The sequence below is a fragment of the Mycobacterium sp. 4858 genome (assembly GCF_900240975.1).
Lineage (GTDB): Bacteria > Actinomycetota > Actinomycetes > Mycobacteriales > Mycobacteriaceae > Mycobacterium.
Genome location: NZ_LT968775.1, coordinates 1,090,555 through 1,115,956, shown reverse-complemented (window position 1 = coordinate 1,115,956; position 25,402 = coordinate 1,090,555). Strand labels below are relative to the sequence as shown.

At 65.7% G+C, this 25,402-nt stretch carries 27 protein-coding genes and 1 pseudogene; 16 read left to right on the top strand and 12 right to left on the bottom strand.

Features of this window, described 5'->3' with window-relative positions; genetic code table 11:
* Nucleotides 1–121: 121 nt before the first annotated feature.
* Nucleotides 122–1,003, top strand: coding sequence for a CoA ester lyase (locus C1737_RS05180; protein WP_102417415.1), 882 nt, complete (start codon nucleotides 122–124; stop codon nucleotides 1,001–1,003).
* Between the two features lie 24 nt (nucleotides 1,004–1,027).
* Here the strand turns inward: C1737_RS05180 and C1737_RS05175 are convergent, their stop codons facing one another.
* Nucleotides 1,028–1,744 carry a sensor domain-containing protein gene (locus C1737_RS05175; protein WP_233214664.1) on the bottom strand — a complete coding sequence of 239 codons (717 nt, stop codon included), beginning with the start codon at nucleotides 1,742–1,744 and terminating at the stop codon, nucleotides 1,028–1,030.
* 444 nt (nucleotides 1,745–2,188) lie between these two features.
* Between C1737_RS05175 and C1737_RS26570 the strand changes: the two genes are divergently transcribed.
* Both C1737_RS26570 and C1737_RS05165 read left to right on the top strand, forming a co-directional pair.
* On the top strand, nucleotides 2,189–2,608 hold the full coding sequence (locus tag C1737_RS26570; protein WP_142393425.1) for a hypothetical protein: 420 nt from the start codon (nucleotides 2,189–2,191) through the stop codon (nucleotides 2,606–2,608).
* A gap of 193 nt (nucleotides 2,609–2,801) precedes the next feature.
* Nucleotides 2,802–4,037: an osmoprotectant NAGGN system M42 family peptidase gene (locus tag C1737_RS05165; protein ID WP_102417793.1), complete on the top strand. Its 1,236-nt coding sequence runs from the start codon at nucleotides 2,802–2,804 to the stop codon at nucleotides 4,035–4,037.
* A gap of 11 nt (nucleotides 4,038–4,048) precedes the next feature.
* Here the strand turns inward: C1737_RS05165 and C1737_RS05160 are convergent, their stop codons facing one another.
* Both C1737_RS05160 and C1737_RS05155 read right to left on the bottom strand, forming a co-directional pair.
* Nucleotides 4,049–4,819, bottom strand: a complete 771-nt coding sequence (locus C1737_RS05160; RefSeq protein WP_068092524.1) for a class I SAM-dependent methyltransferase — start codon at nucleotides 4,817–4,819, stop codon at nucleotides 4,049–4,051.
* Between the two features lie 52 nt (nucleotides 4,820–4,871).
* Nucleotides 4,872–5,555, bottom strand: a complete 684-nt coding sequence (locus tag C1737_RS05155) for a GAP family protein (RefSeq protein ID WP_068092521.1) — start codon at nucleotides 5,553–5,555, stop codon at nucleotides 4,872–4,874.
* Between the two features lie 243 nt (nucleotides 5,556–5,798).
* Here C1737_RS05155 and C1737_RS05150 point away from each other — a divergent pair, with 243 nt between their 5' ends.
* Both C1737_RS05150 and C1737_RS05145 read left to right on the top strand, forming a co-directional pair.
* Complete coding sequence (locus tag C1737_RS05150) at nucleotides 5,799–7,232, top strand: FAD-binding oxidoreductase (RefSeq protein WP_068092518.1); 1,434 nt, start codon at nucleotides 5,799–5,801, stop codon at nucleotides 7,230–7,232.
* A gap of 41 nt (nucleotides 7,233–7,273) precedes the next feature.
* Entirely contained in the window at nucleotides 7,274–8,335 is a 1,062-nt protein-coding gene (locus tag C1737_RS05145; protein ID WP_102417413.1) for a hypothetical protein, read from the top strand.
* Nucleotides 8,336–8,418: 83 nt separating this feature from the next.
* On the opposite strand, the gene C1737_RS05140 is transcribed toward C1737_RS05145, so the two are convergent.
* Nucleotides 8,419–8,970 carry an FKBP-type peptidyl-prolyl cis-trans isomerase gene (locus C1737_RS05140; protein WP_369807490.1) on the bottom strand — a complete coding sequence of 184 codons (552 nt, stop codon included), beginning with the start codon at nucleotides 8,968–8,970 and terminating at the stop codon, nucleotides 8,419–8,421.
* Nucleotides 8,971–9,159: 189 nt separating this feature from the next.
* Here C1737_RS05140 and C1737_RS05135 point away from each other — a divergent pair, with 189 nt between their 5' ends.
* Both C1737_RS05135 and C1737_RS05130 read left to right on the top strand, forming a co-directional pair.
* Nucleotides 9,160–9,516 (top strand): DUF732 domain-containing protein, encoded by a 357-nt coding sequence (locus C1737_RS05135; RefSeq protein WP_067916961.1) that lies wholly within the window; start codon nucleotides 9,160–9,162, stop codon nucleotides 9,514–9,516.
* Between the two features lie 252 nt (nucleotides 9,517–9,768).
* Complete coding sequence (locus tag C1737_RS05130) at nucleotides 9,769–12,036, top strand: bifunctional diguanylate cyclase/phosphodiesterase (protein ID WP_158243951.1); 2,268 nt, start codon at nucleotides 9,769–9,771, stop codon at nucleotides 12,034–12,036.
* A 14-nt stretch (nucleotides 12,037–12,050) separates the two neighbouring features.
* On the opposite strand, the gene C1737_RS05125 is transcribed toward C1737_RS05130, so the two are convergent.
* A complete protein-coding gene (locus C1737_RS05125; protein ID WP_102417410.1) occupies nucleotides 12,051–12,749 on the bottom strand; it encodes a DUF899 family protein in 699 nt (232 codons plus the stop codon).
* Nucleotides 12,750–12,812: 63 nt separating this feature from the next.
* Nucleotides 12,813–13,031 (bottom strand): hypothetical protein, encoded by a 219-nt coding sequence (locus tag C1737_RS26825; RefSeq protein ID WP_197508976.1) that lies wholly within the window; start codon nucleotides 13,029–13,031, stop codon nucleotides 12,813–12,815.
* Here C1737_RS26825 and C1737_RS27060 point away from each other — a divergent pair.
* Together C1737_RS27060 and C1737_RS05115 are read left to right on the top strand one after the other, a co-directional pair.
* On the top strand, nucleotides 12,961–13,242 hold the full coding sequence (locus C1737_RS27060; protein WP_369804366.1) for a hypothetical protein: 282 nt from the start codon (nucleotides 12,961–12,963) through the stop codon (nucleotides 13,240–13,242). The two genes, C1737_RS26825 and C1737_RS27060, sit on opposite strands and share 71 nt — an antisense overlap.
* A gap of 103 nt (nucleotides 13,243–13,345) precedes the next feature.
* Nucleotides 13,346–14,881, top strand: coding sequence for a hypothetical protein (locus C1737_RS05115; protein ID WP_142393423.1), 1,536 nt, complete (start codon nucleotides 13,346–13,348; stop codon nucleotides 14,879–14,881).
* A 32-nt stretch (nucleotides 14,882–14,913) separates the two neighbouring features.
* Here the strand turns inward: C1737_RS05115 and C1737_RS26695 are convergent, their stop codons facing one another.
* Together C1737_RS26695 and C1737_RS05110 are read right to left on the bottom strand one after the other, a co-directional pair.
* Nucleotides 14,914–15,051 carry a hypothetical protein gene (locus C1737_RS26695; RefSeq protein ID WP_199182816.1) on the bottom strand — a complete coding sequence of 46 codons (138 nt, stop codon included), beginning with the start codon at nucleotides 15,049–15,051 and terminating at the stop codon, nucleotides 14,914–14,916.
* A gap of 45 nt (nucleotides 15,052–15,096) precedes the next feature.
* Nucleotides 15,097–15,687 carry a TetR/AcrR family transcriptional regulator gene (locus C1737_RS05110; RefSeq protein WP_102417408.1) on the bottom strand — a complete coding sequence of 197 codons (591 nt, stop codon included), beginning with the start codon at nucleotides 15,685–15,687 and terminating at the stop codon, nucleotides 15,097–15,099.
* A 99-nt stretch (nucleotides 15,688–15,786) separates the two neighbouring features.
* On the opposite strand from C1737_RS05110, the gene C1737_RS05105 reads away from it, so the two are divergent.
* The 3 genes from C1737_RS05105 to C1737_RS05095 are packed head-to-tail and all read left to right on the top strand — an operon-like array spanning nucleotide 15,787 to nucleotide 17,030.
* The gene (locus C1737_RS05105; RefSeq protein WP_102417407.1) at nucleotides 15,787–16,263 is read left to right on the top strand and encodes a DUF1772 domain-containing protein; all 477 of its coding nucleotides are present in this window, start codon (nucleotides 15,787–15,789) and stop codon (nucleotides 16,261–16,263) included.
* A gap of 45 nt (nucleotides 16,264–16,308) precedes the next feature.
* Nucleotides 16,309–16,626, top strand: coding sequence for an NIPSNAP family protein (locus tag C1737_RS05100; protein WP_067916949.1), 318 nt, complete (start codon nucleotides 16,309–16,311; stop codon nucleotides 16,624–16,626).
* Nucleotides 16,627–16,649: 23 nt separating this feature from the next.
* Nucleotides 16,650–17,030 (top strand): DUF4267 domain-containing protein, encoded by a 381-nt coding sequence (locus tag C1737_RS05095; RefSeq protein ID WP_102417792.1) that lies wholly within the window; start codon nucleotides 16,650–16,652, stop codon nucleotides 17,028–17,030.
* Nucleotides 17,031–17,101: 71 nt separating this feature from the next.
* On the opposite strand, the gene C1737_RS27055 is transcribed toward C1737_RS05095, so the two are convergent.
* Nucleotides 17,102–17,401 (bottom strand): hypothetical protein, encoded by a 300-nt coding sequence (locus C1737_RS27055; RefSeq protein ID WP_082972758.1) that lies wholly within the window; start codon nucleotides 17,399–17,401, stop codon nucleotides 17,102–17,104.
* A gap of 506 nt (nucleotides 17,402–17,907) precedes the next feature.
* Here C1737_RS27055 and C1737_RS05085 point away from each other — a divergent pair.
* Nucleotides 17,908–18,992: pseudogene (locus C1737_RS05085) on the top strand (methyltransferase).
* A 36-nt stretch (nucleotides 18,993–19,028) separates the two neighbouring features.
* Here C1737_RS05085 and C1737_RS05080 read toward each other — a convergent pair.
* Nucleotides 19,029–19,646, bottom strand: coding sequence for a TetR family transcriptional regulator (locus C1737_RS05080; protein WP_067916944.1), 618 nt, complete (start codon nucleotides 19,644–19,646; stop codon nucleotides 19,029–19,031).
* Between the two features lie 161 nt (nucleotides 19,647–19,807).
* Between C1737_RS05080 and C1737_RS27415 the strand changes: the two genes are divergently transcribed.
* Nucleotides 19,808–21,064 (top strand): PPE family protein, encoded by a 1,257-nt coding sequence (locus tag C1737_RS27415; RefSeq protein ID WP_068092486.1) that lies wholly within the window; start codon nucleotides 19,808–19,810, stop codon nucleotides 21,062–21,064.
* 564 nt (nucleotides 21,065–21,628) lie between these two features.
* Complete coding sequence (locus C1737_RS05070) at nucleotides 21,629–23,803, top strand: bifunctional diguanylate cyclase/phosphodiesterase (protein ID WP_233214663.1); 2,175 nt, start codon at nucleotides 21,629–21,631, stop codon at nucleotides 23,801–23,803.
* Nucleotides 23,804–23,926: 123 nt separating this feature from the next.
* Here the strand turns inward: C1737_RS05070 and C1737_RS05065 are convergent, their stop codons facing one another.
* Complete coding sequence (locus tag C1737_RS05065; protein ID WP_233214662.1) at nucleotides 23,927–24,355, bottom strand: hypothetical protein; 429 nt, start codon at nucleotides 24,353–24,355, stop codon at nucleotides 23,927–23,929.
* A gap of 68 nt (nucleotides 24,356–24,423) precedes the next feature.
* A complete protein-coding gene (locus C1737_RS05060) occupies nucleotides 24,424–24,804 on the bottom strand; it encodes a hypothetical protein (RefSeq protein ID WP_102417404.1) in 381 nt (126 codons plus the stop codon).
* A 64-nt stretch (nucleotides 24,805–24,868) separates the two neighbouring features.
* Between C1737_RS05060 and C1737_RS05055 the strand changes: the two genes are divergently transcribed.
* Nucleotides 24,869–25,381, top strand: a complete 513-nt coding sequence (locus C1737_RS05055; RefSeq protein ID WP_233214661.1) for a nuclear transport factor 2 family protein — start codon at nucleotides 24,869–24,871, stop codon at nucleotides 25,379–25,381.
* Nucleotides 25,382–25,402: the final 21 nt, after the last annotated feature.

Below are 25,402 nucleotides of genomic sequence, written 5' to 3'. Positions count from 1 at the left end.
CGTTCCGGAGGCTCACCGCAGACCAACCGCGCGGCTAAACCACCCGTATCGAAGGGTACTTTCTGCCTATGCCGCGGTCACTATGCACCCATGAGCTCCACGACAGGAGGCGAATCGGTTGATGGCACCCACGTTGCGCCCGCGCCGCTCGGCCTTGTACCTGCCCGGCAACAAGCCTCGGGCATTGGAGAAGGGCAAATCGCTCGCCGCCGACGTGGTCATCTTCGACCTCGAGGACGCCGTCGGGCCTGACGCCAAAGCCGATTCGAGGGCGGCGGTGTGCGACGCGATCTCGTCCGATGGTTACAGCCCCCGGGAGGTCGTCGTGCGCATCAACGGTTTGGACACCGAGTGGCACGACGAGGACCTGGCGGCTGTGGCGCGCTCGACCGCCGACGGGGTGCTGGTGCCGAAGGTGGAGTCGGGTGACCAGGTTCGAGCGCTGGCCGCAACGCTCGACGCGCTCGACGCGCCCGAGTCGTTGCGGCTGTGGGTGATGATCGAAACGCCGCGGTCCTTCCTGCGGGCCGAGGAGATCGCCTCGGCCAGCGATCGATTGGCGGCAATGGTGGTCGGCACCAATGACCTGGTGAACGATCTGCACGGCTTGCACGTGCCCGGGCGCGCGCCCGTCGTGCCCGCGCTGGCGTTGGCCGTGCTGGGAGCCAGGGCGGCCGGAAAGGTGATCCTGGACGGGGTCTTCAACGACATCACCGACGAAGACGGGTTTCGCGCCGAGGCCCGGCAAGGCCGCGAAATGGGTTTCGACGGCAAGACTTTGATTCATCCGTCCCAGATAGGGCCGGCGAACGACCTGTTCGGCCCCTCGCAAGAGGAACTCACCGACGCCCGCAAGGTGGTCGCGGCCTACGAGCAGGCGCGGGCCGCGGGCACCAGTGTCATCACGATGGACGGTCGGATGATCGAGAGCCTGCACGTCCGCAACGCCGAGCGGATTCTCGCCCTCGCCGAGCTCATCGCGGAATTGGCATCCGCCTCGTAGGCGCCACGCCAGGAGCCAAGCGACTCACTGCTTGTCGACTTTGCCCGCGAGCTGACCGGCGAGCTTGGTAGCCAAGTCCGCGGGATCCTTGCGGACGACGCCGACATCGATCGCGAGGTTGTTGCGCACCGTCAGCGCGCGCTGGCAGGTCATGGTCAGCAGGACGTTGCCGTTGTCGCGCAGTGTCATCGTCAGGGTGGTGCTCAGCATGCCGTTGGTGTTGGAGACCGGCCCCACCTGCCACGCCGTCTCAGGGCTGTCCGGCCCGGCCGGGGTCGTGAATTGGCGGTTGGCGCAGACTGGCCACCGCTGCGCCGAGGTGGTGAAGAAACCGTTCGCCTCTTTGCCGGACGGGAACAGCACCAGAACCTGGCTCACCTCGGGATCCGGTTCGTTGGAGTTCGGCGGCAGGGATGCGACCTCATCGTCGCCGCTGGCCGCGGTGTAGCCGCTGCCGGCATAAACGGGCGCCTCCCCGGGGCCGATGGCGAAGAGGCAATCGTCAGGGAATTTCCACCCGGCGGGCCACTGCTGCTTCGCGTTGTCGTCCTGGAGCTTGTCCGTCTTTTCTTTGCTCTTGGATCCGGTGACGCCCAGCGCGCTGTCGATATCCGCCGACGAGAGCAGTAAGCCGGGCAGTGCGGCCTGCGCCACCGGTGGCCGCGACGACGTCGTGGGCGACGAGCCGGAGCCGCCCTGGTTACCGCCGCCGCACCCGGCGATCAGCAATCCGATGGCCACGGCCGAGACTGCGGTTGGTATTCGGCGCATTCGTTTGCACACCCTTTTGTCGTCGCGTAGCGGCCTCAAACTTCGGCGCGGCCGGCACATGCGCCGGTCAAAGCGAGAGGTGGACGGAAGCATATCCGCTGTGACAGCAAATTGCGCAAACTCACCCGAAATGACCGTCGGCTCATTTGTCCAAGCGCCGGTGATTCACCCACCGAGGGGATGGTGCGCGCCGGGTCCGCATGGAGAAGTCGGGGCTCGACGCGCGTCGACAGCGCAGAATGATTCGCAGTTCAAGGGTTTCCTAGGTCAACAAAAGCGGATGGTACGGATCCCATCGCCGCGCACCTCGCGGAATGGCTCCGACGTAAACAGCGCTTGAAAGTGCGCCCGGCGATCGCCGGCTGCCGGTAAGCTCCGCCCAGCAAACACCATTTCGGAATAAGGGAGCCTGCGATGCGGCTACACCGGATTACGTCCGCAGCAATGGTCGCGCTCGCCATCCTCACCGCGGGGTGTTCGAGCGGCACATCGGCGTCAGGCTCGACGGCGAGTCAGGCACCGACGTCGTCCCCGCAGGCGTCCACGTCGTCGCCGCCAACTACACCGCCCTCCACGCAAGCCCAGTCGTTCGACCAGTCCACCTGCCTGGACATCTCCTTCGCCAAAGACAACCTGATGGTGGCCAACAACCCCGAGAAGGCGCGCAAGTACGCCGACACGCTGGAAAAGTACGGTCCGCCGGACACGGTGAAGGCCGCGATCGAGCACTTCGTCACCACCGGCGGCGCGCGGCCCGACGACCCCGATCTCGACACCAACCGGGACGCGCTCACCGCTTGGATCAAACAGGTGTGCCCCAACGTGAACCCTTGACCCGCTGATCCAGCCACCTCCGTGTGACGGAATCGGGCTGCGCAGACGGGCGGCCGGATACGCGTTGCTCTACCGTTGGCTCCGCGGGTCGGGGTGCCCTCTTGTGGTGCGAGTCTCACGGCCCGGGCCGGTGGATCGACGGTGACCACGCGGTAGGTTGAACGCGGTCCCGGACGATCCGAAAGGAGACACCTTGCGTGACACCGCGGCCATGACCGACGCCGACCGCACGTGGATGGTCGACACCCTGCTCGCGCTGCTGCAGACGCCAAGCCCGGCGGGGCGGACGGATGCGGTGATGCAGCACATCGGCGACATCTTCGATGACTTCGGCGTGCCCTTCTCCTTGACGCGGCGCGGTGCGCTGACCGCCGAACTTCCAGGGGCGTCGGCCACCACCGACCGCGCGCTTGTCGTCCACGCCGACACCATCGGCTGCATGGTGCGCAGGCTCAAGGACAACGGGCGCCTCGAGGTCATCCCGGTCGGCACCTTCTCGGCCCGGTTCGCCGCGGGCGCGCGGGTGCGGATCTTCTCCGACGACCCCGACGAATTCATCACCGGCACGGTCATGCCCCTCAAAGCCAGCGGCCACGCATTCGGCGACGAGATCGACCTGCAGCCCACCGACTGGGAACACGTCGAGGTGCGCGTCGACCGCAAGGTCTCCTCCCGGGAGGACCTCCTCCGTCTCGGCCTGCAGATCGGCGACTTCGTCGCCCTCATCGCCAGCCCCGAACTGACCGCCGACGGCTACATCGTCTCCCGCCACCTCGACGGCAAGGCGGGCGTCGCGATCGCGCTCGCCCTGGCCAAGAACTTCGCCGAGCAGAAGCTGGTGCTGCCGCACCGCACCATGCTGATGATCACCATCACCGAGGAGGTCGGCCACGGGGCGAGTCACGGGTTACCCGCCGACGTCGCCGAATTGGTTTCGGTGGACAACGCCGTCTGCGCGCCGGGACAGCATTCCATCGAGGACGGCGTGACGATACCGATGGCCGACCTGCACGGGCCGTTCGACTACCACCTGACCCGCAAGTTGTGCCGGCTCGCCGAGGAGCAGGGCATCCCGTGCGCGCGCGACGTGTTCCGCTTCTACCGCTCAGACGCCGCCGCGGCGATCGAGGCGGGCGCGGGTACCCGCGCCGCGCTCGTCGGCTTCGGCCTCGACGGCAGCCACGGTTGGGAGCGCACACATCTGGACTCGCTGCAGGCGGTCTACTGCCTGCTGCACTCCTGGCTGCAGACGCCACTCACCTTCGCCAAATGGGACGCCAAGCCTTCGGGCAAGCTGCGGGACTTCCCGTCGTCCAAGCAACCCGCCCCGAGCGAGCGGTGGGTGCCGCTGGCCCGCGGGGAACACGATTCCCCGGGCGAGGCGTCGCCGGGCTCGCATTGGCCGCCCTCGGAGGGTCCCCAGGCCTGAGACGCCAACCCCTAACGGTCGGCGCGGGGGATCCGGTCTGCGCGCCAGCACCGAGACTTCATGGGGACGTCTATCGCTTCGGCATCAAAGAATCGCTCGTTCAAGGCGGCGCGGGCATTGGCCAGTCGCGCCGCGCGCTCATCCGGCGACGCGATGATCACCCTGCTGTAGGTGCCGACCATCGAGACGACGTCGTCTATGGTCATGGTCCGCACAAACGTGAACGTCTCGCGCGAAACGTTGTGGAAGATCTGCGGGTCGGGAAGCACGACGTTCTCGTGGCGCCGGCGGAAGCGGTCGGGGGATTCCGCCTCGGGCGTCTCTTCGCCCGGAAGCAGGTCCAGGTTCCGGACCCAATCCACCTCACGGTCTCGACTGGTCCAAATCAAGCCGAATCGCCCATGGTCGCGCAGGACGCGGCCAATCTCGGGAACTGCGCGCTGGGGATCCATCCAGTGCCACGCCGAAGAGACGAACACTGCGTCGACGGAAGCGTCGGGAAGCGGGATCGACTCACCCGTGCCTTCGACGGCACGCACCTCGGGCGACCGCTCGGTGAGCACCGCCCGCATGCGTGCGTCGGGCTCCACGGCGATGACCGTCGCCGCCCTGCTGATCAGCGCGCGGGTGAACAGGCCGGTGCCCGCACCCAGGTCCACGGCCACGCCGCACCGGGGCGGCACCAGCCAGTCCACCGCTTCTTCCGGAGGCCGCGGACGAAAGCCGTCGTAGTCGTCGGCGATCGAGCCGAATGACATCGCGCGTTCCTGGCGATCGGTCATATCCGCCAAAGTAATCCGTCTTGCTGGGCGGGAGGTGGGAAGGAGTTGTGCGTCACCACAGCGCACTGTGGTTGACGAGCGCGTCGGTCATCAGCCCGATCCCGAAGACCAGGAACAGAAGTCGCACCGATATCGGGCCGTAACGCGTCAGGGCACGCACGAGACTGCGCTGAATGCGCTTGGCTCGCATGGTTTTCCTCATCGAAAGCGTAAGGATCATCAGCGGCGGGGAAAGCGCGATGGCCCAGTAGACCAGGATGACCAACGGCCAGAGCGGCGGCCTCGGGTGTAGGGCGGCGAGCATGGTCAACGCGGTGAGATAGGGGATGGCGGTTGGCGCTTGGCCGCTACCGACCGCCAACCCGAGGAACCCGAGCAACCACGGGCGCTGGCGCATCGCCGCCAACGCCCAGCCGGGCGCCGATGACTGAGCGGTCAGCGGGAAGTAGGCCAGACCGGTCAGCACCACGCCGAGCGCCAACTCGCCGCGAAAACGGATCGCCGGTGTCACGTGGAAGCCGACGACGTGGGTCAGGAAGCTCAGACCCAGCACCGTGCACACCCCGAACGTGGTCGTCACGGCGAACACGCCCGCGACGAAGCTGAGGGCACCCGGAACCGGCGACCGGCGATTCAGCCGACTGTCGAAGATGACCGCGGAAACCACACCCAGGTTGAGGACGTTCAACGAATCGAGAAGCGCCAGGCCGGCAAGCGCCAGCACAAGAGCAGCCACCTGCCAGAGCCCCGCTTACCGTGCGATCTCGCGGGGTGCGCACATCGAAGCGGCGATCATGCTGCAGACAATACGAGGCGAAGACCCGGCTGTCCGTCTGAGGCCGGGTGCGTTGGGCCACGCGGGTGGATCACCGGTGCGATTCATATGGGTTTCGATCCGGTCTCGGGGCATGGGGCACCGCGGATTTCGGTGTCGCGCGGACAAGGATGCGAAACATGAGGCAGACGCGGGAGCCCGCCGGTGGCGCGTGAATTCTCCCGCCAGGCCTTCCTGCGGGGTACTGCCGGAGCGCTGGCCGCCGGTGCGGTCTTGGGCGCGGGCCGGGCCGCGGCCGCCCCGAATCCCACCGGCTGGGAGGGTCTGTCCACCGCCATCGGTGGACGGGTGCTGTTGCCGGACAACGGTGGGTTCGGCTCGGCCAAGCAGGTCTTCAACACCAACTACAACGGCTTGACGCCCGCGGCGATCGTCACTCCGACGTCGGCGGCCGACGTGCAGAAGGCCATGGCGTTCGCGGCGGCGCACAACCTGAAGGTGGCTCCGCGCAGCGGCGGTCATTCCTACATCGGCGCGTCCACGGCGAACGGCGTCATGGTGCTCGACCTGCGCCAGCTGCCGGGCGGTATCAACTACGACGCCGCCACCGGGCAGATCACCGTGACGCCGGCGACGAGTTTGTATGCCATGCACGAAGCGTTGGCCGGCGCGGGCCGGGGCATCCCCACCGGCACCTGCCCGTCGGTCGGCGCCTCCGGGCATGCGCTGGGCGGGGGACTGGGCGCCAATTCCCGCCACGCGGGCCTGCTCTGCGATCAATTGGTTTCGGCCTCGGTGGTGGTGCCCGGCGGCCAGGCGGTGACCGCGTCCAACTCCAGCAATCCCGACCTATTCTGGGCGTTGCGCGGTGGCGGCGGCGGGAACTTCGGCGTGACCACTTCGCTGACGTTTGCGACGTTCCCGACCACCGATCTCGACGTGGTGAACCTCAACTTCCCATCCGAGTCGTTTGCGCAGGTTCTGGTGGGGTGGCAGAACTGGCTGCGCACCGCCGACCGGAACAGCTGGGCACTGGCGGACGCCACCGTCGACGCGATGGGAACGCATTGCCGGATCATGGCGACCTGCCCGGTCGGGTCCGGGGGCAGCGTGGGGGCCGCCATCACTAAAGCCGTTGGGGTGCAACCCTCGGGGACCGAGAACCACACGTTCAACTATCTGGACCTGGTGAGGTATCTGGCCGTCGGGAACCTCAACCCGTCACCGCTTGGATATGTCGGCGGATCCGACGTGCTACCCGTCGTCAACGCCGCCACCGCCCAGGGGATCGCCAAGGCCGTCGAGGCATTTCCCCGCGGCGCCGGGCGCATGTTGGCGATCATGCACGCGCTGGACGGCGCCCTCGCCGATGTCGCGCCGGGAGCCACCGCCTTCCCATGGCGCCGGCAGTACGCGCTGGTGCAGTGGTATGTCGAAACCGGTGACGCGGCGGCGGCGACCAATTGGCTCAGCACCGCGCACCAAGCCGTGCAACCCTATTCGGTCGGCGGTTATGTGAACTACATCGAGGCGAACCAGCCCGCCTCGCGGTACTTCAGCTCGAACCTGTCCCGGCTGACCGCCGTGCGCCAGAAATACGATCCCGGCCGAATCATGTTCTCGGGACTCAACTTCTAGTGAATGGCGTGGGCGTCTGACGTCGGGACATAATCCCCACCATGACCGACACGGTAAAAGTCACGCTGAATCGCAATAGCGTTGCGATGGGCGATGACGTCGAGTCCCATCGGGTCTTCTGGATCTTCCCCGGCTCGGCCACCGTCGACGATTTGCTCATCGAAATCTCCCGCTACCTGCCGGGGGTTGCCGGACCGGTCGGGTGGTTTGTCAACGTCAACACCGACGATCAGCTGCGTCGCCGCGAGCTGGGGCTGATCTACACCCGCGACGACCTTCGGCAACCTGCACAGTTCTGCAGACTGGTGACGGGCAGTACGACATTGGGCGACCTGGCCCGGATGGCGAAGCTTCCGGACCTTGATGTGTACGCCCGGTACCTGACCTGGGACATGGGGCGCCCGCTCGCGTTGAGCGAGGTGACGGGCGGCCCCACCTACACCGGGGCCCAGCCGGCCAAGCTGGAATCGGAAGCCGCCGCACAAGCCAAAACGGACTGGGTTCTGGACCGCGAGCTGGATCGCCGCGCCGCGGCGGTCGCTACCGCGCGGCGTGACTGGATTCGCACCAACATCGTTTCGGGGAGCACGCCGCCACCCGGGACCGAGGTCTTCATCGCGCGGAACTTCCATTACTTGGCCGATCTGCACTGCCCGGCCAGCATGAATGTCGCCGCACAGCTGCTGGGGACCGATGAAGCGCGATACAAGAACCTGGAAGAGACAACCGATTTCGATGCGCGCCCGGCGGTGGTGACGCTGGCGTTGGTGCTCGCGGCGTTTGAATGGAACACCACCCGCGGCAGCTGGCAAGCCGGCGGACGCCCATACCTCAAGCCGTATTTCGAATACCTCGCCGGTTGCGGCTACCGGCTGTCCCCGATAGAACACGTCATGGCCGGGCACATCACGGCCGCGCAATTGAAGCTCTCGGCGGACGACACCACCAGGCTGGACCGCATCCGGCAGTTGCGCAATCTGCAATACCAGCTGCGCATGAACCGCTATTACAACAAGACGCTGGCCGATGACCAGTATCGGACGGCGATCGCGTCTGTCCACGCCGAACTTTCGGAGCTCGGGGAGCTTCCCGGGCCGGTGTAGCCGTCTCTGCGGGTGAGCCGACTTCCCGGCTGGCCCCGGCCCGCCAGTGCTGCAGGTCGGCGCGCCCGAACCGGCTGGTCGAACTAGCCTGAGGCGCTGAGGATCTTGATCGCGAAAACGAGCGAGTCGCCCGGCCGGATTCCCGCGCTGGGCTGACCGTTCGGGTAGCCATCCGCCGACGTCATCGCGACGGCCACCGTTGAGCCGACCTTCTGTCCCGCGATGGCCTTCTGGAAGCCCGGCACGACCCCGCTGAGCGGGAAGTCGATCGGGGCGCCCCGCTGGTAGCTGCTGTCGAAGACGGACCCGTCACGCCCGTTGACCCCCATGTAGCAGACAGACACCGTGGCGGTGCCCGGCACCACGGGTCCGTCGCCGGCGTGCAGCGTATGGACCTGGGTCTGCGTGACGCTAAACGGTGTCGTCACGTCCACCCGCGGAGCGGCCGTATCCGTGGAACCGGTCACCGCGACGCTGCCCGTGGTTCCGGCCAGGGTCCAGTCGGGGGTGCCACCGGCCGGCGGTGCCGCGGTGGGGCATGAGCCGGCCGCGGTGGCGTCGTTCGACGCGGCGATCGCCAGAACACTCGCCGCGACGCAGGCCGCGACGGAGGAATACACCAGGGAGGACTTCACGGGCGTCACGCTACAGCCAGTGATTGCGCACGTTGGCGCTGCCCTCAGCCGGGTCGCGGGCGAGCGCGAAGGCTGACGAAGCGACTTCACTGCGAACCAAGCGGCCTTCTCGGGCTTTCGTCTATTCTTCAGATGCGCGCTGCTGTGGACCCGAAAAGTGCCGGCGGCCCGGCGGAACGGAGCGATCGAATGCCCTCACCTCGCTTGCTTGCCCCACTGGCCGTCGCGGTGGCGGCGGGCGCCGCCCTGGTTGGGAGCGCTGCCGTCGCGACCGCCACCACACCCCAAGACGAGGCATACCTCGCCCAATTGCGCGCCGTCGGCCTGTCGTGGCCGCCCCAGACGGAAGAGGCTCTCATCGGCGAGGCCCACCTCATCTGCTACGACCTCACCTGGGGTTGGACGCCACAACAGATCGCCGACGACGTCCACGCCCACCTGAACGCGAGGGGCGTGACGCTGTTAGACGTCGGAACCATGGTCGACGCCGCGCACTCGGTCTATTGCCCCGGCAACGTGTGCGACGCCCCCACACTTTGCACATGAGGGCGCGTAGGGCTCAGAACGCCCCGTCGCCCTAGCCTGTCGCGGGTGCACGGCACCACATCGACTCGCCGAACCGACGGACCCAAGGGCAGCGGAAAGCGGCACGGACGGTCCTGTCCAGCAACGACCGAGAACACGCCAACAATGAGCAGAACTGCTCGTGAGGTGTGCCGTAGCCATATCCTGCTTGCAAGGCCACCCGACCGATCGAGGGGAACGGTGTCACTGACACGAAGCCGACGAGCGCTGGTCGTGTTGGCGACGATCGGCCTCCTCGTGTTCGCGGCGATGTTGTTCGGTGCCGGCGATGCCTCGCGTCGGGCGGTCATCGCCTCGGCGGGGACAGTCGTCGGGGGTGTATTCGCCGCCGGGTGCTCGATCAGCGCCGCGCGCAGGTCTCGAAGCCGCCAACGGTTTGCATGGACCGTCATGTCGATCGCCCTGGCCGGTTGGACGGCCGGCGAAGCGGTGTGGTTCTACGTCGCCCTGGGTGGCGTTCTGCCGGCCGCGGATCTCTCGGCGGCCAACATGGGCTACCTCATCTTGCCGCTGTGCGCGTTGATCGCCGCCCTTGCGATTCCGAGTCGGGACGACTCCCGATTCGGCGTCGGCCTCCTGCTCGACGGCATCCTCATCACCGCCTCGCTAGTGGTCGTCCTCGTCCTCCTGCCGCTGGGTCGCTCGGCGCACCCATCACAGACCGTGAGCGTTCCGCGGATCTTGTTGGCTACCGCCGCGGGCGTATATGTCGGGCTGGTTGCGATGAGCTTCATCATCGTGAGGAAGGCCGAGACGGGCCGCAAGCTTTCCCCGACGCTGATGACACTGGGCTGGGGAGTCATCGCAGCGACCGGGGTGGTCCACGTCTACCAGGATTACGCCTACCAGTTGCCGAGTGACCTGGTCCTTCTTGGCTGGGCCGGCGGAATGTACTTCTTCGCACTGTCCGGAATCACCTCTCATCCGACGCCGGAACCCGACCTCGGGTTTTCGCGACCCTCGTCCAGGGCGTCACTGTGGCTGCCGTACCTGCCGGTGTTGCTGGCCATTGTCGTTGGCGCCGTACACTTTTGGCCCACATACCGGGGCGAGGCGTTCGTCTTCGTGGTTTGCGTGGTGCTGTTCCTCACCACCCTGATCCGCCACATCCTGCTGCTGGACCGCAAGCAACGCCTCCTTGTCGCGGTGACTGACGCGGCGCTGCGCGACCCGACAACGGGGTTGGCGAATCAGCGGCTCTTCGACGATCGCCTTGCGCACGCGCTGCGCTTACACGTTCACCACAGCGTGCCGGTCAGCGTCCTGGTGGTGAGCGTCGACGATTTCAAACTGGTCAATGACACGCTCGGTGAGGATGTGGGCGACCAACTATTGCGCCGCGTCGGCGAACGAATCCAGGCCAATACCAATGACAGTCACACTGTCGCGCGGATAAGCGGGAACGAATTCGCCGTCCTGGTCGAAGACCGTCCCGACGTGGCCGCGCAGGTTGCCAACGGTCTGGTCCGGTCTTTCGAGGAACCAGTCGACATCGAGGATCATCGCCTGGACGTTCGGGTGAGCATCGGCGTGGCCTCGGCCGGATCGGGACTCGCCGCCGCTCCGACGTCGGGCGATCTGATCAAACAGGCAGATGCGGCTCGTTCCTATGCCCAGCTGGCGAGCGCCACCAGTGTGCGGACCTTTGCCCCCGGAATGGACGCCCCGCTTGGCGGGTCGCCGGCATACGAGGGTGCCATCGCCCGACTGCAACTGCTCGGAGAACTGCGACGCGCCATCGAGAACGGCTCGCTCACCCTGCTATACCAGCCGAAATTCAGCATGTGGACCGGTTCCGTCACCGGGGTAGAGGCGCTCGTCCGCTGGCAACACCCGCGATCTGGCGTGCTGGAGCCTGACAAGTTCTTGCCTCTGGCCCGCGAACACGGCCTGATGGACGCCCTCACCGATCTGGTGCTGTCGCGCGCCGTCGCCGATGCTGCCGCCTGGCACAGTGCAGGTGCCGCGATTCCTGTCGCGATCAACCTGGGGGCGCCGTCCGTCGACCAGGATTCGCTGCCCGATCGCATCATGTCCGTGCTCGACAACTACGGGATGTCGCCCAGTTCCCTCACGATCGAGATCACTGAGGATTTGGTGGTCGCCGACCTGGCGAAGGCGCGCACCGTGCTGAATCGTCTCCGCGAGAACGGTATCCGGGTGGCCATCGACGACTTCGGCAGCGGCTATGCCACCCTGACTTATCTGCGCGAGCTACCGGCCGATGAAGTCAAACTCGGCCACGAATTCGTCGCACCGATCCTGCATGACGACCGCGCCGCCACCATCGTGCGCTCGGTGATCGAGTTGTCATCGGGGTTTGACATCACCACCGTTGCCGAAGGCGTCGAAGACTACGAAACGGCCCATCGGCTCAAGGAATACGGTTGCGACGCCGTACAAGGGAACTTTTTCTGCCCACCGTTACCCGCTTCCGAGATCCCGCGGGTCCCCGCGAACTCGGCGCTCGCGGCGCAGTAGTTCGGCGGCGCGGGTCACCCGTTCTCCCTCGCTCCGTAGGCGGCGGCGATATCGGGGGAGCCCGGCCATCCCGAATAAGTCGGGCGCGAAGGCCACCCTTCCGGTGAATCCAGCCACTCCTCCTGCCGTCCCCAGGGCAGGATGTCGATCAGCCCGAACGTGTGGCTGAGTTGCTCGGTGCCTCGCCCGTTCGTATGCCACGTGCGGTACACGGTGTCACCATCGCGCAGCAACACGTTGACGCCGAAGCCCCCGCCGGGCGGCGCGTCCATGTCGGCGGCGAAGGAACTCTGCGACGACGAATACCACTCCATGCGGTTGCCGACCTTCCGCTGGTAGGCCAGGGCTTCCTCGATCGGTCCGTTGGTGACGATGACGAACCGGGCGTCGTAATTGTCGAGGAATTCCAGCCGGGTGAATTGCGACGTAAAGCCTGTACACCCGCTGCACTGCCACTCCGCGCCGTCGGACCACATGTGGTGGTAGACGATGAGCTGCGAGCGGCCGCCGAACACATCGACCAGGCGGATGGGCCCGTCAGCGCCCACCAGCGTGTAGTCGACCAATTCGACCATCGGTAGACGCCGGCGTTGGGCGGCGATCGCGTCCAGTTCGCGGGTGGCGGCCTTCTCACGTTTGCGCAATCCATCGAGTGCGGCCCGCCAGGTTTGCTGATCCACGACTGGCGGCAAGGCCGTGCGTTCAGAAGACATCGGGTCCACCTTTTCCTTCGATTGGCTCTTCTCCTAGGGTCTGACCGGTGAAGTACCCGGAATTCATCGCAGGACCGCCGTGGTCGCGGGAGCGTCGTCGGCGTGCACTGGGCTCTTGACCCCTTCGCCCCGCCTCGCTTCGATGAAGGTTAGGCACGAGGGGAGGCCCACGATGAGGACGTTGGTTCGCCACCTTGTCGTCGTCGCCATGATGGCGTTCGCGTCGACGGCAGCGGTGACGATCGCGACGCCGGCGGTGAGTTCGGCGGACTGCGCTGACAACGAGTGGTGGGACCCGACGGGCAAGGTATGCCGGCCACTCGGCGTCGGCCCGCAGCCTTTAGCGTGCGATCCGGGTCAGTGGTGGGACCCCACGGCTAATGTGTGCCGGCCTCTTGGCGTCGGGCCGCAACCGCTTGCGTGCGACAACGGCTGGTGGTGGGACCCCGGCGCCAACGTCTGCCGTCCGCCCGTGGTACCGCCGGCGGGCTAGTAGGAACGAATCGCTGGACCCACGACGCCGTAACCAATTGGGTTGCGGCGTCGGTGCGTCAACAATCGCCCGCACGCGGCTCTCGCGGGTCTACGATGTGGCCGTGGCGGACGTGACGGTGGCAATCTTCACGTTCACCAGGAACGAAGCAGTCGCCGTAACCGACTTGCTGGCAAGCCTTCACGTTGACCTTCCGGTAGACCGCACAACGGTCTGGACGCCGGCAGCGCCGGGCGGAAAAGTTCTGGAGGGTCGCCTGTCCGACGGCCGGACAGCCAGGGTGGAACACCATCCCCTCAGCGCCCAGGGGAATGTCGTGGCCGCGGCCGCTCTCAGCAGATCGACTCGGGAGAACCGGGCCGACTACTACCTCTTCTACGGCTGTTGCGGGACGGTCGATCCGAAGAATGTGGGTCAGGTGTTTCGGGCCGCGAGGGTGTCATACCTGTCGTTGGGAGTGGTGGTCGCCTCGCCCGACGGCGAGGTCGTCAAGCTGAAGAACAAGTGGATCGTCCGCACGCAGCCCGACGAGCAAGCTCCGCTCGAAGCGATCGAGATGCGGGCGGGGTCGGCAGGTGCTCCGGGCTCGGTGTCGGGTCTGGACCTTCCCGATGCGCACGTTCTGGCAACCGACAAAGTAATCAAGGTGTCACCAGGGGTCGCACCCGTGCCGATCGACTCGAGCGGTCGGGTCTACGCCAGGGAGGACTGGACGTATTCCCTGGCGCTGGCCCTGTACTCCGGAACGGCGACCCAGCCCGTGCTCGTCGACATGGAATCCTTCGGCATCGCTTCCGCAATGCGCTCGTTGGGCCTGTGTGAGCGAGTGCTCGTGCTGCGCGTGGTGACAGACGCCTTGAGTGACAAAGCAGATCAAACCGAGGAGGACCAACTCGACTTCCTGAGGGCAGGCTTGCCGGAGCTGGCCTCCGCGGTAGCGACCATCTTGGGCATCTCGACGACGCCCGAACGCAAACCGCGGGCACTCGAGGAAGAGGTGCGAAGGTTGCGGGCCGGCATCGTGATGGCGGCGCCCTCGACGCGCGACCCCAGGGAATCAGAACTGGTTCGTGTCGTCTCGGCCGCGTCGCTCGCCTGGGACGGGCAGCTCGACCGGGTTGATCGCTTCTCTCGTCCGCTCCTGCCATCGGGCGCCCAGATCGCAGAACGAGCCAACGCCGGCATGACAGCACGGCTTTTCTTAGAACAGGTGGCTTCCGATTTTCGACGCGTGGCATCCGTCGAACTCGATCTTCGGGAGGTGGAAGCACAACGTAGTTCGGACCAGGGTGCGGCGGCCCTGCAGCGCACAGGTGTGGTGAGCCGGCCGGTAGCCCCGTTAGCCGTCGGTCAATACCTTGCGTCCTATGAGCGTGACGCGGATGCGGACCTGGGGCGTGCGTTGGAGCCATGGATGCAGTCCGCGGACGCGGCTGACCGCGAATCGCAATGCGCCGCGTCATTCGGCGAAGTCCTCGGTCCCCTGGTTCACGTCGCATTGGGCACGGCGAACGACCACGCGTCGATGGTGCTGCCCGACTGGTCCGACGGAGTGGGGGAGTTGTGGTGCAAAGAGTTTCTGATAGCAGGGTCTGAGATCCTCAAAGACCCGGAATTGCTTGTCTCACAACAGATTTGAGTGAACTACCGGCACAAGTAGCAGCGACGCACCTAATGGTGGCCTGCCGTATCGCTCTGCATCGAGTCGTCGGCGGCCAGGTCGCGCGCACGCTTGTTGGCGTACATGCGTTCGTCCGCCAAGCGCATGACATCCTGTACTCCCGCGGCAATCCCGGCGCTGAAATCCACCGGATCAGCAAACAAACGTGCGCTGGATGAGCTGCCTGGTTTGGGCTAATGCGTCGGTCCTCGCCCGCCGGTGAACTCTCTGACGAGCAGCTGAAGGCGTTCCGAGTCGTAGCCGGGGCGTAGCCGTCCGGTAAGGGTGAGGCTGACCAGTCCGTGCAGTGCGGCCCACAACACCTCGGTCAGCGCGTCGGCATCCCGCTCATCGGCGACCAGGCGGACCGCGTGACGCAGCTCGGCGAACGCTGCTGCCAGCTGAGGCGGTGTGTCTTGGGCGGCGAAGCGCAACGTGGTCGTGCGGGCGAACATCGCGTCGTAAACCGCCGGGTTGTCGCGGGCGAAGTCGAGATAGGCCTGGGCGATCCGGGTGAGGGCGTCGGCGGCCCCACCCGCGTCCGAGCGGGCGGCCCGAATCGCGTCTGCGAGTTCGCCGAATCCATCGACGGCGACGGCGTCGGCGATCTGCTCCATGCCGGTGAAGTGCTTGTACAACACAGGCTGGCTGTATTCGATTTCGGTCGACAGCCGGCGGGTGGTGACGACATCCCAGCCTTCGGCCTCGGCCAGCCTGCGGGCCGTGGTGACGATCAGCCGCCGCCTGGCGGCGCGCTCACGCTCACGACGATCTTCGATGGCCATGCCCGAATGGTAGCACGACTAGAAAATCTAGCATTGCTATTGACGCCGGCCGGCGGAAGGGTTAGCGTCGCTAGCAGTTGCCAGTGAGGGGAGATCGAAATGGACTTGGATTTCGTCACGCGTGCTGTCGCACTGATCGCGGTGCTGGGCACCGCGGTGGTCTACGGCACCGATGTGTTCTCCGCGATCGTGTTGCGGCCGGCGTTGGCGGCGATCGACAACGACGCGTTGGTCGCGGTCATGGGGAGGGTGCATCGATACGGAGATCGGCGAATGCCCGTGCCCGGCGTACTCGGGATCGTCGCCGCCGCGGCGAGCGCGGTGCTGGCCATCGTCGCCGCGCACTGGCCGCAGGCGATAGCAGCGGCCGCCGCACTGGTGTTGCTGTTGGTCTGGCTTGGGCTCTACACACAGCTCAGCGCGCCCATCAATCGACGACTGACAGCGGCCGCCGACGCCGGACAACCACTCCCGAGCGGGCGCGTGCTGCAAGCGAAGTGGGACTCGGTCATCGATGCCCGCGCGGTGCTCCAGGGTCTGGCCGTGGCCGCCCTGTGCGTCGCGCTAGCGATCTGACGGGCTCATAACCGGCCGGGTTCGACTGAAGGAGAACCGAGTTCGATGTTTCAGCTCAGGATTTACACTCTGCGGTCGCCAGCAGCTCTGGAGCAGTATGCAACGGTGCACTGGGCCCGCCATCTCGCGACCTTCGAGACCTTCGGAGTGACCACTTCCGGTGTGTGGACCGAGCAGAGCGGCGGCTCAAACCGGCTCGTCGCGCTGATCCGCTACCCACCGGGCGCAGACCCCGAACAACTCACACGCCACATCATGGCGAGCCCGGAATTCGCCGCCGACATGGCCGGCTTCGACGTCGGTGACATCGTCGACGTCCAGACGACACTGCTTGACCCGACCTCGTTTTCACCAATTCACTGACCAAACCCACAGGAGTGCTCGACATGACCGTCACCATCATCGGCTACACGCTCGCCGGACTGCTCGCGGCGGGCATCATCTTCATCGGCGCACGCTTCCTCGTCGCGCCGCGTGTCGCCGCCCCCGGCTACGGGGTGCTGCCCGATCCGGACCAACCGGGTGCGGGCGCGTATTTGAGCGCCAAAGGCGTGCGCGACATCGCCTCGGGGCTAGTCGTCATCATTTTGATGGTCGCGGGCGCGACCCACCTGGTCGGCTGGGTGATGTTGGCGGCCACCATCATTCCGGTCGCCGACGCGGCCATTGTGTTGCGCAACGGCGGCTCCAAGTCGATCGCCTGGGGCGTCCACGGCGTGACCGCCGCCGTCATGCTCGTCACGACCGCGCTGCTGCTCGCCTCCTAACGCGGTGGGCCGCGGCGGCTGCCGGAGCAGTGCACGACGGCGAGCGCTGAGTCCCCTTTGTGGTCTGGGTGTCAGTGCTCGTCGTAATGTCCGTCGTGCGCGGCGTGCCGACAGCCGTCATGCACATAGTCGACGTGGTCGCCGTGGGGGATCGCGACGTGGCCACATCCGTCGCCGTGCCGGTGATCGTGGTGCTCGTGCACCGTGTGGCCGGCCGGTTCGCATTCGTCGTAGTGGTTCTCGTGCTGCCGATGAACATGACCGTCGTGGACGTAGTCGACATGGTCACCGTGCGGGATCGCGACGTGACCGCATCCCGCGCCGTGTACGTGTTCGTGCTGAAGGTGCTCGTTGTGCAGTGTGCCGGTCATTGTTTTCATCACCGCCCGTACCGAAATTGAATTCGCGCGCTATTGGTGCGACCGAGAGCCCCACTGTAACCCCGGACTCGTGCACGACGCCAGGCATGGCCGTAAGTCATCTGCCCGCCGAGCCGGCCCGCGGTGACGCTTGGATCCAACGGCGTGGGGCGCTCGTTGGAGGGCTGCCTCACGAAGTGCCGCTAGGCCTTTCGGCGCGATGCACCTTTACCCGGCCGCGACGCCCAGGGGCGGTTGCAGGGGCGGTTGCACGCTGGTCGTGGGGAGGCATCCGGTAGCTGTTACTGCAGTAAATGCGAGGACCGCGGCAACGACGACCTTTGTGGCTAGACGTGACATGACGACTCCGTTCATCCGGCCCCTGTCCAAACCGTAGATGAATCGAAGCATTATTTCAATACCCATTGAAATAGAGCGAACTTGCGGGCATAGTCCTACAGAGAATTCAGCCGCGGAGCGCGCCAATCGTGGCGAATGCGAACGAGAAAGGTAGTCGCTTGACGTCCAAGGTTCCGCCGGTCAAGGTCGCGCGAGCCGTTGAACAGGTCCGTCATCGCCTCTCGCGGTTGCGCCAACGGTTCGCTCCGCCTACAGCGGTGATGATGGAGTTGATCGTGAATGCGTGGGTTGCTCAAGCGATTACGTCCGCCGCGGATCTCGGCGTGGCGGACGCCCTGGCGGATGGCCCGCTGTCTGGTGAGCAGCTGGCGAACCGAGTCGGCGCGAACGCCGACGCCCTGAGTCGGCTCATGCGCGCGCTGATCGGCATCGGGATTTTCTGCCAGCGCAGCGATGGGCGTTATGCACTCACCCCGCTCTCGGACACTCTGCGCACCGATGCGCCCGTGTCAATGGCCGGGATGGCGCGGTGGGTTGGGTCGCCCCAACATCGCGAGCACTGGAGCCACCTGACCGACGCGATCCGGACCGGGAACGCGGTGGTCCCCGAGCTTCGCGGCAAACCGGCCTTCGAGTACCTGGCTGACGAAGTGGAGCTAGGGGACATTTTCAACTCGGCCATGACCAACGTGTCCGAGTTCGCGACCGTGCCCCTGACCGCGGCCTACGACTTCAGCGCTTTCGGGACGATCGTCGATGTCGGTGGGGGACACGGTCGGCTGTTGGCGGCGATCCTGGAGACGGCCCCGAATTCGCGTGGTGTGCTGTTCGATCTTCCGCAGGTCGTGGCGGACGCTCCCGAATTGTTTCGCAAGTACGGTGTCGACGACCGCGTCCGGATCGACGAGGGTTCGTTTTTCGATTCCGTGCCGGAGGGCGGCGACGCGTATGTGCTCAAGAACGTCATCCCGACTGGTCCGAGGAAGACGCGGTCCGCATCCTGAAAAACGTTCGCACCGCGACCCGCGTCGGCGCGCGACTGTTGCTCTGCGAGTTTGTCATTCCCGACCACGACCGCGACTTCCACGGCAAGTGGGTGGACATCGAAATGCTGGTCGTCGCCGGCGCCCGCGAACGCACCGCGGACGAATATGGTCGGCTTTTCAGCCGAGCCGGCTTCCGGTTGAACCGCGTCGTCGACACGGTATCGCCGCTGAGCATCGTCGAGGCGACCGCGGTGTAGTCGACGCATCGACCGCGGCATCGGCGCTTGGCCGGCTTACTGCGACGGCAGATCCAGCCCCAACTCCTCGGCGGGGATGGTCAAGAAGCGGTGCACTGCGGGCCCCACCAACCGAACCACCTCATCAACCCCGAGCGTCGACAGAGGCGGCACACGCATGATGTATCGCAGCATCGCGGTGCCGACGAGGTTGGTCGCGGCCAGCATCGCGCGCAGTCGCGCTTCTTCACCACCGCCCAAGGTGCTGGACACCGCAGTGAACAGATAGTCGTGCAGGAAACCGCGAAATGCATCGTTGGCATCGCTGTTCGTCGTCGCGGACTGGACCATCGACGCCATGCTCGCGGCCGTATCGGGTTGCTCCCAGAGGCCAAGGTAGGTCCGCACCACGCGGCAGCCCAAGTCGTCGTCCTTTCGGGCGAGCTCAGTCGTGAGCAGGTCAGACGGCAACACCAACTTCATCGACTCGCGAAACAATGCCGCCTTCGAGCCGAAGAGATAGAGGACCATCGACGGATCTACTCGCGCATCGTCGGCAATCACCCGCAGCGTCGTCTTGTCATAGCCATGCATGGCGAACTGCCGCTTTGCCGCGCGAAGGACCGCGTCGCGCGATACCGGCTCGCCTTGGCGTCTACCGCGGCGCTTCACCATCTTCCCAGGTGACGACACGGGCGAACCATATCATTTCAATACTTATTGAAAAGGTGACACGGCGGATGTACGCTCCCCGTGAGAGTTATTCTATGGCCGTTGAAAAGTCCTCGAGTGGCTCTTGAACCAGCCACCGCCCGTCCGCGGAGAGGACTGACGAGATGGACTTCGCGTCGCTGCCTCCGGAGGTCAACTCCGGGCTGATGTATGCCGGGCCCGGGTCGGGGCCGATGCTGGCGGCCGCGGCAGGTTGGGACGCGTTGGCCGCCCAGCTGGAATCCACCGCCAGCGGCTACGCGGCCGAGTTGGCCCGACTGACCGGCCAGGCATGGTCCGGCCCCTCGTCGGTGCTGATGACGGCCGCGGCCACACCCTATGTGGAGTGGCTGTCTATTACCGCCGCTCAGGCTGCGCAAACCGCCGCCGAGGCCTACGCGGCGGCGGCGGCCTACGAAGCGGCGTTCGCAATGACGGTGCCCCCGCCGGTGATCGCGGCAAACCGGGCGCAGTTGATGGCGTTGATCGCGACCAATTTCTTCGGACAGAACACCCCGGCGATCGCGGCCACCGAAGCCCAGTACATGGAGATGTGGGCGCAGGACGCCACAGCGATGTATGGATATGCCGCCGCGGCCGAGACGGCGAGCAGCTTGGCGCCGTTCGACGAGCCGCCGCAGACGACCAACCCGGCAGGGCAGGGCGCCCAGGCCCAGACCGTGGCGCAGGCCGCCGGCAACGCCGCCGGCGCGACACACCAGATCGCCTCGACCAATGCGACGATGCACACCCTCAGCTCCACCACCGCCGACACCGTCGGGCCCGTCGTTCCGGGCCAAACTGTCACCGTCGCGCCGGGAGACACCATCGCCGTCGGGGCCGATACCGGCATGTACCTCAACAGCGGGTCGATCACGATCACCGGGACCGGCACCAACCTCATCAGCTTCGGCACCGTAATCGTCAACCCCGGCAGCACGATTCACACGATTATCGACTGCTCCGAGGGCGGTGTCTTGATCCCCGAGGGCGTCAACGTCACCGCCGGCTCGAGTCCGATCGTCCTTGCCCCCGGATCGTTCCAGGAGGTTCTGGTCAATCTCGTCAACGGCTCCGCCACGCTCCCCGTTGTCGGCACTGAACAGGTCGCCGTCCAGACCTTCGCAAACACCGCAACCGCCATCGCCGGCCCCGCCGGCGCGTCCATCACCAACGTCTTCGGGACCGTCAGCGTCACCACCGTCACGCCCATACCTAGCTCGTCGAGCGCATCAGGGGCCCCCGTCGCGGTCGGCCTGGCGTCCCCGGGCCTCGCGGGTACCGCAGGAATTCAGCCTCAACTCAACGTGGATGAGCTGTTGGAATGGGCTCAGACCGTTTCCGGTGCCGACCTGACCGGCAACCTGGTGGGTGCCGGTTGAGGGTAGGAGAGTCGTGGTAGGCCGCGGGGATCCGTGCCGCCGACCCGCCGGTCATTCCAGAAAGGTTGCCGGGACACACCTTCCAGCAGACGCTGATGGCAATGGTGATCCGCCCACCCGTGCTCATGTCAACCCAATCCTCGACCTTGAATCATTAGTCGGGACGACCCGCCCGATAATCGGCAAACGAAACCTGTTTGTGTGCAATCGGATTAAGCCATTGCTAACGCTCACCGTCTGCAATTCCGCCGCGTTTACCGGACTTTGCGGTTAGGCGGGTCCGTCGGCGGGGACAGACGGACGGGTGGTAACGGGACTGTTGCGACCTGCGACCATTCGGCTGGCCGGTCTGCCAATTTGCCGGTGAAACCGCGTGCAGTAATCCTGCAATAACGGTCCAGCCATCAGATTGTTCTGTCAGGATATTGAGCGTCAACGCCGCGGGCTGGAGGGGGCGCGTTGCCGTTTGGGAGTCGTCGCCTGTGTCGCGGGCTATCTGCGGTCGTCGTCGCCGCGGCGGGGTTCAACGCGCTCGGGCTGTGGGGAGTCGCGACGGCGCAACGTGTGCAGTTTGTCCTCGAAGCAACGATCTGTTTCGGCGCGTTACTCGTTGGGCTTGCCGTCACGCGCCGGGTGACCGGCCTGTGGCGGTGGTGGCGGGTCGCGCTCCTCGTGGCGATCGCTACCTTTTTGACCGCCGAGTTTCTTTCGTGGCTGAGTCGAGCCGAGGACCGCGCGGCAACCGCGCCGCAACCAGCCGTCATCGGCTACTTTCTCGCCGGACTGTTATTCGGCACCGCGATGGTGCTTCTCGTGCGTGCCGGCAACCATGCCGGCGATAGAACATCGCTACGGATGTGGCCGGGGGTCATCACCACCGTCCTCGATGGCTCGCTGGTGACCCTGGCATTTTGCCACTTGGTGTACGTCGCCCGTCTGGGCGCCATGGGCGGCGCCGCGCTGCCGCGGTCGACGAATTCCGCAGTGGTCTTCGGCATCGCCGCTGTTGAGCTCGTCGTGGTGGTGGCCGCAGTTCTTGTTGCGATGTGGTATCCGCCGTATCGGCCCGGCCGGGCGAACTACATGCTGCTTGCAGCCGCGGTGATTACCCTCACCTCCTCGGACAGGCTGCTGGCCTACCTCCGGAGCGTCGGAGTGACGACGCTCGACCTGTGGATCGGCACCGGATTCGTCATCGCGCCGGTGTTGATCACGTGGAGCCTGCTTGAACTGCCACCGCGGCCCCGACCGCCCCACGACGAGATGGAACAACCCACCAACTGGGCGCAGCTGACGCTGCCTTACGTGGGCTTCATGGGCAGCACCGCACTCCTCGCGTTCCACGTGCTCATCGGCCGAATGGTAGATCCGATCTTCGTCAGCACTTATCTGGCGATGGCGCTGCTGGTCGCGACCCGCTACGTGGTGGCGATGCGTGTACAGCGGATGTTGACCGAACAGCTCGTCGACGCCAAGCGCCGACTTGCACACCAGGCCCACCACGATGCATTGACCGGACTACCGAATCGATTGTTGTTGGCGCAGCGGCTGGACGAAGCGATACACGATGGGCCGTTCGTCTTGATCTTCGTCGACATCGACGACTTCAAAGAGGTCAACGACCGATTCGGGCACGCCGCCGGCGACGAGCTGCTATGCGCGATCAGCGAGCGCCTAGGGCGTTGCCTCCGCCCCGGTGACACGCTGGCGCGGATCGGGGGAGACGAGTTCGCCATCCTGATCCCAGGCGGTGTCGAGGCACCCGAGATCTTCGCCGACACGCTACGGGTGGCGTTACGGAGCCCGTTCTCGGTGCAGGGGAGTTCGGTGCGGGTGCGCGCCAGCATGGGCCTGGTTAGCCCCGTATGTGATGGCCTCCCGCCGACGTCTGACGACCTGCTCAGGCAGGCCGACATCTCGATGTACACCGGTAAGCGGCTGGGCAAGGACACCGCCGTCGTTTACCACCCGGCATTCAGCGTGTCGGAAGATTTTTCGACGGCGCTCCGGCACGCGAAGGGGCGCATTCCGGAGGGCTTTCGGCTGAAGTATCAGCCGGTGGTGTCTCTCCCACAAGGCGTCCCCGTCGCGGTAGAGGCGCTTGCCCGGTGGACAGCACCAAGCGGGATACAGATTCCTCCGCAGACATTCGTTTCCCTGGCCGAAGCGAATGGCATGGGGGCCCAACTCGATGCCATGGTGCTCGATCTGGCCTGCGCAGAGATCCAGGCCGCCGGCCTCCATCTGGACCTCCACATCAATGTCGGTGCCGCACGACTTGGCAGCGTTGAATTCGAACATGTCATCAGCCGCACGCTGAGGCGACACCGCTTATCGCCGCGCCGGCTAGTCCTGGAAATCACCGAGACGGTTCCCGTCGTTGACCTCGCCGACGGGGCGGCCGCGATCAGACGGTTGTCCGAATTGGGCATCAGGGTGGCCTTGGACGACTTCGGCGCGGGCTACAACTCGCTGACGTACCTTCACGAATTGCCCGTGCAAATCGTGAAGCTCGACCGCGGCCTCGCAGTGGGCGTCGCGCCGGGCCGAAACCTGACGTTGTACCGGTCGGTCATCGGTTTGTGCGAGGCGCTGGGGCTCGACGTGATCGCCGAAGGGATAGAAGTAGTCGAGCAGGCCGAAACGGTTTTCAAAGCCGGATGCCTGTTGGCACAAGGTCACCTATTCGGGGCGGCATCCGAGCTCGTCGATATCGCCGTATCTTCTAGCCCCACCTAAGAACCGGGCAAACACGTCACCGATTACCGCAACAATCAGGCATTCCAAGTTCCGGAGACCCGACTCAATATGCTTGTTGGGCGGGGCATTTCGATTCCGCCATTATTCTGCGTGCCGAGCTGCTCAGGCGGGGCAGGCGCGCGCCAAGGCGGCCATCTCGTCGCCAAACTCATGGTTAACCTCACCCGCCGCTTTGGCCGATGGCGGCAATTTCACATTCAGCGGGTCTTGTCTGGCCAGCTCGTCGTTCATCTGGTTGGCGTCTTTCATGAATTCTCGCGCCAGCGCCGCAGCCCGTTGCGCGTGGGCCGACAGGCCAGGTTCGGTCACCTGGTTGGCGCGCTCCTGGAGACCGTCGAGCCATGCCCGGTAGTCGGCGTCAGTGGGTATCGAGTCTTGCTCGTAGGAGCCCGGCGGGGCGAACCGCGTCTTCGCTTTCAATGAGGCCTGCATGTCGCGGTTGAAATCGACGAATTGCCGCACGCTCCAACAAGGTTGTGCCCGCTCATCGATGCGCCACGCGATGACCAGACCCGCAGCGGCCGTGACCACGCAAAGAATCGTCAGCAATCTGCGGGCCGCAGTCGCCTCTCGCGGGCGCCCCCGCGTTCGAGTCACAGTCAACCGCAGGCCGACTGTTCTCGACCGCTGAGTGCCGCGACTCCCAGGCTGGCGAACAGTGCCGCGCCACCTCCGGCGACGATGGCACCGGAAGACGACAGGGTGCGAGCCCGGAGCCCGCGAATGGCAGCGATGACGTCCAGTACATCGGTGAGCAGTCCTAGCTGCAGCGCGCGCGTCCGTAACCGCGGAGAAGCGGCGTCGGTGATCGCGACTGCCAACGTCAGCTCACGCGAGCCGAAAAGTTGAGTGGTGAAGGGCTGGTCGCGACCGGAACTGAGCCCCATGAGCCGGGCCGTCGTGTTCGGAAGAAGCCAGGCGGCGGCGCCGGTAGTGAACCGTAAAGCGGCAAAGGTGCGGATGAGCGTGCTGCGTTGCATGCCTCAAACCCTTCAGGAAAGCCGCCGGCCCATCAAGGGATAAGCCAAAGCACACGGTCGCGACTTGGCAGCTGATGGCAGCGGGGCGGGTCGAGATGGCAGCCCGTTCACGGGCATCGTTGTCGCCATGAACACCCGCTCCGATGCAGAGCAGTTCGTCACGAGGTTCGCTGACTTCTGGCGCCATCCATCACCCCAAGGATTGTCAAACCTGCTGCATCCAGATGTGGTTCTTGTACAACCGCTCGCACCGCGCACGGTCGGACTACAGGCCGCACAAGCACGATTCCACCGATTCTGCTGCAGCCTTCCCGGACTGACTGCCGACATCGACCACTGGAGCGGCGACAACGACATCGTCTTCATCGAATTTCGGCTCCGCGCCAGCCTCGGACCCGACGTACTCGAATGGCCTAACGTCAACCGGCTCCGGCTGCGTGACGGCAAAGCGATCGAGCGCATCACCTACTTCGACCCTCTAGCCGTGCTGCCCGCACTGCTGCGCCACCCGTCAATAGCGTGGCGCTGGCACCGCTTCCACGTGCGGAAGTGCCAGCGCGATTTGGCAGGGGAGTGATGCCCGCAGACCGGTAGCGTT

Coding starts and splice junctions, on each gene's coding strand:
- C1737_RS05180 (WP_102417415.1), top strand. CDS start 122: ATGGCACCCACGTTGCGCCCGCGCCGCTCGGCCTTGTACCTGCCCGGC.
- C1737_RS26570 (WP_142393425.1), top strand. CDS start 2,189: ATGCGGCTACACCGGATTACGTCCGCAGCAATGGTCGCGCTCGCCATC.
- C1737_RS05160 (WP_068092524.1), bottom strand. CDS start 4,819: ATGACCGATCGCCAGGAACGCGCGATGTCATTCGGCTCGATCGCCGAC.
- C1737_RS05145 (WP_102417413.1), top strand. CDS start 7,274: ATGACCGACACGGTAAAAGTCACGCTGAATCGCAATAGCGTTGCGATG.
- C1737_RS05135 (WP_067916961.1), top strand. CDS start 9,160: ATGCCCTCACCTCGCTTGCTTGCCCCACTGGCCGTCGCGGTGGCGGCG.
- C1737_RS05125 (WP_102417410.1), bottom strand. CDS start 12,749: ATGTCTTCTGAACGCACGGCCTTGCCGCCAGTCGTGGATCAGCAAACC.
- C1737_RS27060 (WP_369804366.1), top strand. CDS start 12,961: ATGGCGTTCGCGTCGACGGCAGCGGTGACGATCGCGACGCCGGCGGTG.
- C1737_RS05110 (WP_102417408.1), bottom strand. CDS start 15,687: ATGGCCATCGAAGATCGTCGTGAGCGTGAGCGCGCCGCCAGGCGGCGG.
- C1737_RS05105 (WP_102417407.1), top strand. CDS start 15,787: ATGGACTTGGATTTCGTCACGCGTGCTGTCGCACTGATCGCGGTGCTG.
- C1737_RS05100 (WP_067916949.1), top strand. CDS start 16,309: ATGTTTCAGCTCAGGATTTACACTCTGCGGTCGCCAGCAGCTCTGGAG.
- C1737_RS05095 (WP_102417792.1), top strand. CDS start 16,650: ATGACCGTCACCATCATCGGCTACACGCTCGCCGGACTGCTCGCGGCG.
- C1737_RS27055 (WP_082972758.1), bottom strand. CDS start 17,401: ATGACCGGCACACTGCACAACGAGCACCTTCAGCACGAACACGTACAC.
- C1737_RS05080 (WP_067916944.1), bottom strand. CDS start 19,646: ATGGTGAAGCGCCGCGGTAGACGCCAAGGCGAGCCGGTATCGCGCGAC.
- C1737_RS27415 (WP_068092486.1), top strand. CDS start 19,808: ATGGACTTCGCGTCGCTGCCTCCGGAGGTCAACTCCGGGCTGATGTAT.
- C1737_RS05060 (WP_102417404.1), bottom strand. CDS start 24,804: ATGCAACGCAGCACGCTCATCCGCACCTTTGCCGCTTTACGGTTCACT.